Genomic DNA, 5,495 nt, shown 5'->3' with positions numbered 1-5,495 from the left:
TTGAGGTTTCATGGCAGGTTTTATGTGTGATAACTGAAATTTACCATGCCTCTCCTGCCCGCAACCCCTCTTTCATGCAACAACGCCGTGCCGAGTTAGAACAGTTTCATCACGACACATACCTTAATATAAGGCGATCGCCGCATTCTTGCACTGCTTAAAAGTTAAGCTTATGCGATCGCCGATGTATCCCATGAATTGAGCGGTTGGTCTGACCGTCAAAGCGGCAGGTTCCCGGTTTGCCAAAGCGTATACAGACGAGTAGCGTGGTAGCTCAACAGCACTAGGAAACAGAGGATTTGGATTCGGGGTTGTCGCAGATAGAAACTGAATGGATCAGACATTTTATACCCACGGATGAGTTCGATCGCTGTTCGTAGACCCAGCCAGAGGAACCCTAGGGCAATAACCGGGCCAAAGGCATGAAAGGCGATCGCCTGGGTCCAGTCTCCCCGGGCCATTGCCAAAAACGAGCGGGTTAGTCCCCAAGCCGGACAGGGAATACCGATGAAGTGCATGAGCGGACATCCCGGTAGCTTGAGCGGTAGACCATGGGCGATGAAAAAACTGCCCACTAATGGAAGAAGAGCGATCGCCAAATACAGCAATCGCCCTTGTCTTTCGTGTCTGGAAAGTCGTTGTGGCATACCCATTCTCATTCAAAGGGTAAACTCCTGTAATCTCCGGAACGTGACGGACGCGATCGCCCCAAGTCCCATCCAAAACAGACGAGAAAAAGAACGACGGTTGCCACTTGCTGCACCATAACGACCGCAAACGTCTTTGTGAGGAAGCCAGCGTGGGACTGGCTGTAGGCTGCCATTGTGACTCCAGTCATCAGGGCAATCAACACTAAAAAGAGAATTTTGCGGTACTTAAGTCGGATCATGGCTGAATGTCAGTGCAAGAGTTTGGATTTATGCAAAAGCAAGGAGATAGCCGAAAATAGCAAACCCAATTAGCGGAATCAGCCAAAGGAGAATGAGCCAAGGGGATTTTTCGAGCTTATTGCAGATTTTGACCCAAGCAATAATGAGTTTTACGATGGCAATAATGTTGATACAGGGCACTAAGGCCAGAATCGTCCAAAGTACCGGATTTTCTTCATCTCCCGCCACAAAGTTAACGTATATGTTCAAGATCGGGATCCAAGCAAACCAGGCGTTTTCAACTCCTAGCTTTTCATAAATCTTTTGACAGAAAAACGCACCAACTATATAAGCAATGATCGACAATACAATCTGCGTTGTACTGATTTCGGGGTCTGCATAGGTTGCCTGAGCCAGAAGAGCAGGCAGCGCAATCGTTCCAAAGCTAGTCCACAATCCAACAAGATTTAGCATCAGTCGCCTCAGTAATAGGTGTGATGGATACGGAGGTGTAAAGACTACAGGCTTGAGCGTTTAATCGCGTGTAATTACTTCCCACCTAGTGTATGACAGCATAATTAAACCCCTGCAAAATCTTACGTTTCTTAATTTCATAGGGTTCCTAACCGTTGCTGAACATTAGCTTGACGGAATCAAAAGACAACGATACATTTTGGGGGACTTTTAAAGGGCGATCGCCCATTCTTAAGACATCCTTTAGGAATGGAGTATTAATGGAGGGCGATCGCCCCTCTTGCTCCTTCAACACCCAAGCAACCACCTATGGCGATGGAAACAGGACTAGCCCATGCGGGCATAGAACAAGGACTCAAACAGTTCCTTCTCGTTCTCTCCGTGTCGTTGGGAGTGGCGACTCTACCCCAGGTTTCAAGCTGGTTTCGGCGGATTCCCTACACCTTGCTGCTCGTCATTGTCGGGTTAGCCCTAGCGACCGTCGATGTGCGCCTCGTCAACTTATCCCCTGAACTGATTCTCTTTATCTTCCTACCTCCCCTTCTCTTTGAGGCCGCATGGAATATCAAATGGGCAGACCTGAAAAGTGATTTAAAGTCCATTTGTCTATACGCCGTAATCGGTGTCGTGATCTCTATTGTGGGCGTCGCCGTTGGATTAAACTACTTTGTTGGAATGCCGCTGGAAATTGCCCTCTTGATTGGGGCAAGTCTCTCTGCCACCGATCCCGTATCCGTGATTGCCCTTTTTCGGGAACTGGGAGTAGACAAACGCCTATCCACCTTGATGGAGGGAGAAAGTCTATTCAATGACGGTATGGCCGTTGTTGCCTTCAGCTTTCTCGTGGTGATTCCCCTCAGCACAACGCCTGTTGATCTGTCGTTCAAATCCATTGCCGTACAGCTTTTGATCGTGGTGAGCGTGGGTGTCGGCATCGGCAGTTTACTGGGTTTCGGCATCTCCTACCTCACCCAGCGGTTTGATCTCCCCCTTGTCGAACAGTCCCTAACTCTCGTTTCCGCCTACGGTAGCTATCTTTTGGCAGAAGAATTTGGGGGATCAGGGGTAATTGCCGTGGTGTGTACGGGGCTAATTCTCGGAAATTTTGGTTCTCGGATTGGCATGAATCCCCGAACGCGGGTGATTGTGTCTGAGTTTTGGGAATTTCTCGCCTTTTTTGTGAACTCCATCGTTTTCCTCCTCATTGGGGATCAGATGGAGTTTGATGCCCTAGGAGAGAACTTGATTATCATCGGGGTTACGATCGCTTGCATGGTCGTTTCACGGGCGATCGCCATCTATGTTCTCAGCTTGTTCAGCAACAGCGTAAAGATGAGTGAGCCGATCTCTTGGCCGAAGCAGATTATTCTGTGGTGGGGTGGGTTGCGCGGTTCGGTGTCCATTGCGCTAGCACTGAGTGTTCCAGCTATCTTGCCCCAGCGAGAGGAAATTATTGCAGCCGTTTTTGGGGTGGTGCTGTTTACGCTGCTGGCACAAGGTTTAACGATTCAGCCGATCTTACAAAAGCTAAAACTGTTGGGGAATCAACCTGCCCGCCAGGAGTATATGGAATTGGTTGCCCGTCAGGATGCGCTTAATCGGGTGCTGGAACGCTTAGCGCAGGTGGGCGATCGCCCTGGGATTGATCCGGAGTTTGTGCGGCTGCAAGAAACGCTAGTCAATAGTGAACTAAAACGCATTGATGATGAGACAGAAACCTTAATCAATCAGTATCCCGACCTTCGTGACTTTACCGCCGAGCAATTAAAGTCAGAACTGCTTGCTGTGGAAGCTGATTCCTATGCGGACTATGTGAAATCGGGTCGCCTGAATAAAGAGTTGGCTCCATTGCTGGATGTGCTTATTGCCGAGGACTAGGCAGATATAGCGCTAGCCATATCGGTTAGGACATTTTGGTGGGGCGGCTTCGCCGCCCCACCAAAATGTCCATGTCCTAAGCTAGCTGGCAACAGCTATACCAATTGCCAGGGGATAGATTTGCTATGGTCGTTTCAACGATTGTGCCGCTGAGATACCACGCGCATGACCGAGGTTGGATGATTGAGATCGAGCAGAGAACTCATCGGGGACAGACCACCTATACAGCTTGGGCAAAAATTATCCACAGGAGTGTGCGATCGCCGTTCCGTGCGCGTTTTCAAGGGCTAGCGTGATTGCCAAGCCAAGGGATGGGTCGATCAACGGATATGCTTCGGGTGTCAGAGTAACGATCCGATACCCGGTTCAGACCTCAGGAGCGGGGGTGTAGTGAATGCAGCGATCGCAGGGGCCTGCTGGGTTTACCGTGCAGCGCAAGAGTTCGGAGCGGGCATTGTAGCCGCAGGTGATGTCCCCAATCACCCACTGCCCGTTCCACAGGCTTTTTTCAGCGGGGAGCTGAGATTTTTGGACGTACAGCGCAATTTTGTGGAGATGGTATCGCCCCGATCGCAGGTGGTAACGGTGGCGGCGTTCTAACACTAAGTAGGTTTGCCCCTCAATATCGAGATAGGCTCCTGGTTGGGGATTCCAATCAAGCTGAAAGAGTCCAATCGGTCGTTGACACCCCGTCAAAATTACTTCGGTAGAGAGGGACGAGTTTAGCTCCATGACCTACTCAAAATCGCAATCAACATGCTAGCCCCAAATGATAGGAATGGGAACCCGCCCCATAGAACGGATTCCCATATTTAGACTCTATTCATTAGAGGCTCGCCTAGTCAGAAAAAGCCTCTACCGCGCCTCCCTAGGCGAGTGCGGCCTGACGCTCTTTGGCTTCCTTGATGACTTCCTCCGCTACGTTGCTTGGGCAAGGTGCGTAGTGAGAGAACTCCATTGAAAACTGGCCGCGACCAGAGGTCATGGTTCGCAGGTCACCGATGTAACCAAACATCTCGCTCAGAGGCACATCAGCCTTCACCCGAACCCCCATTGGGTTGGTGTCTTGGGATTTGATGATGCCGCGACGACGGTTGAGGTCACCAATCACGTCGCCCATGTTGGCTTCAGGGGTGAACACATCAACCTTCATGATCGGTTCCAGCAATTGAGGGCCAGCTTTAGGAAGGGTTTGACGGTAAGCCGCCTTCGCTGCAATTTCAAAGGCGATCGCCGACGAATCTACCGGGTGATATGCCCCATCCATCAGCGTCACTTTGAAATCAACGCAGGGGTATCCCGCCAGAGGCCCTTTATCAATGCTGGTCTCAAAGCCTTTCTGAACCGCAGGCCAGTACTCACGAGGTACGTTACCCCCTGTAACCTTAGACTCAAACACAAAGCCACTGCCGACTTCGCCCGGTTCAATCACGTAATCAATCTTACCGTACTGACCCGAACCACCCGACTGCTTCTTGTGGGTGTAGCTGTCTTCAATGCGCTTCGTGATCGATTCACGGTAGGCCACTTGGGGCTTACCCATCTCGACTTCGACCCCGTGGGTACGCTTCAGGATGTCCACCTTAATATCTAGGTGTAATTCACCCATCCCCTTGATGATGGTTTCGCCGCTTTCTTCATCGGTTTCCACCTGGAAGGAGGGATCTTCCTGAACCATCTTGCTGAGAGCCATACCCATCTTCTCGTCGGTTCCTTTCTTTTTCGGCTTAATGGCGACCGAAATTACCGGATCAGGGAAGACCATTGGTTCCAGGGTTGCGGGATTCTTGGGATCGCAGAGGGTGTGTCCGGTTTGGACATTCTTCATCCCCACGATCGCCACAATGTCACCCGCCTGAGCCGATTCAATCTCCTCTCGGGAGTTAGCGTGCATTTCCACCAGACGACCAATCCGCTCGGTTTTGCCCGTTGCGGTGTTCAGAATGGTATCCCCTTTTGTAAGCGTTCCAGAGTAAATCCGGGTAAAGGTCAATGCGCCAAAGCGATCGTCCATGATCTTGAACGCTAGGGCACGGAGAGGCTTGTCGGGATCAACGATGGCGTAGTTGCCTGTCTCGTTTCCTTCCAAATCGGTTTCCGGCTGAGGCTGCACTTCCATGGGGTTGGGTAAGTAGTCTATAACCGCATCCAGAACAAGCTGTACACCCTTGTTCTTGAAGGAGGAGCCGCAGTAGGTGGGGAAGAAGGACAGGTTGATCGTCCCTTTACGGATACAAGCCTTGATCTCATCAATGGTGAGTTCTTCCCCTTCCA

At 50.8% G+C, this 5,495-nt stretch carries 6 protein-coding genes and 1 pseudogene; 1 reads left to right on the top strand and 6 read right to left on the bottom strand.

Annotated features, from left to right (window positions below):
- Positions 1 to 218: 218 nt before the first annotated feature.
- The 4 genes and pseudogenes from IGR76_00800 to IGR76_00785 form a co-directional block, all read right to left on the bottom strand.
- Positions 219 to 647 (bottom strand): DUF2752 domain-containing protein, encoded by a 429-nt coding sequence (locus tag IGR76_00800; protein MBF2077082.1) that lies wholly within the window; start codon positions 645 to 647, stop codon positions 219 to 221.
- 8 nt (positions 648 to 655) lie between these two features.
- The gene (locus IGR76_00795) at positions 656 to 889 is read right to left on the bottom strand and encodes a hypothetical protein (GenBank protein ID MBF2077081.1); all 234 of its coding nucleotides are present in this window, start codon (positions 887 to 889) and stop codon (positions 656 to 658) included.
- A gap of 28 nt (positions 890 to 917) precedes the next feature.
- A pseudogene (locus IGR76_00790) lies at positions 918 to 1,238 on the bottom strand (hypothetical protein).
- 253 nt (positions 1,239 to 1,491) lie between these two features.
- Positions 1,492 to 1,638: a hypothetical protein gene (locus IGR76_00785; protein MBF2077080.1), complete on the bottom strand. Its 147-nt coding sequence runs from the start codon at positions 1,636 to 1,638 to the stop codon at positions 1,492 to 1,494.
- A gap of 14 nt (positions 1,639 to 1,652) precedes the next feature.
- Here IGR76_00785 and IGR76_00780 point away from each other — a divergent pair, with 14 nt between their 5' ends.
- Positions 1,653 to 3,221 (top strand): Na+/H+ antiporter, encoded by a 1,569-nt coding sequence (locus IGR76_00780; GenBank protein MBF2077079.1) that lies wholly within the window; start codon positions 1,653 to 1,655, stop codon positions 3,219 to 3,221.
- A 366-nt stretch (positions 3,222 to 3,587) separates the two neighbouring features.
- Here the strand turns inward: IGR76_00780 and IGR76_00775 are convergent, their stop codons facing one another.
- Both IGR76_00775 and IGR76_00770 read right to left on the bottom strand, forming a co-directional pair.
- The gene (locus tag IGR76_00775; protein ID MBF2077078.1) at positions 3,588 to 3,953 is read right to left on the bottom strand and encodes a hypothetical protein; all 366 of its coding nucleotides are present in this window, start codon (positions 3,951 to 3,953) and stop codon (positions 3,588 to 3,590) included.
- 136 nt (positions 3,954 to 4,089) lie between these two features.
- Positions 4,090 to 5,495: elongation factor G (locus IGR76_00770; protein MBF2077077.1), on the bottom strand; the 1,406-nt coding region annotated here is incomplete at its 5' end.

This window comes from Synechococcales cyanobacterium T60_A2020_003, from assembly GCA_015272205.1.
Lineage (GTDB): Bacteria > Cyanobacteriota > Cyanobacteriia > RECH01 > RECH01 > JACYMB01.
Note: the sequence above shows the minus strand (reverse complement) of the source record. Positions and strands in the feature narration are given on the sequence as shown.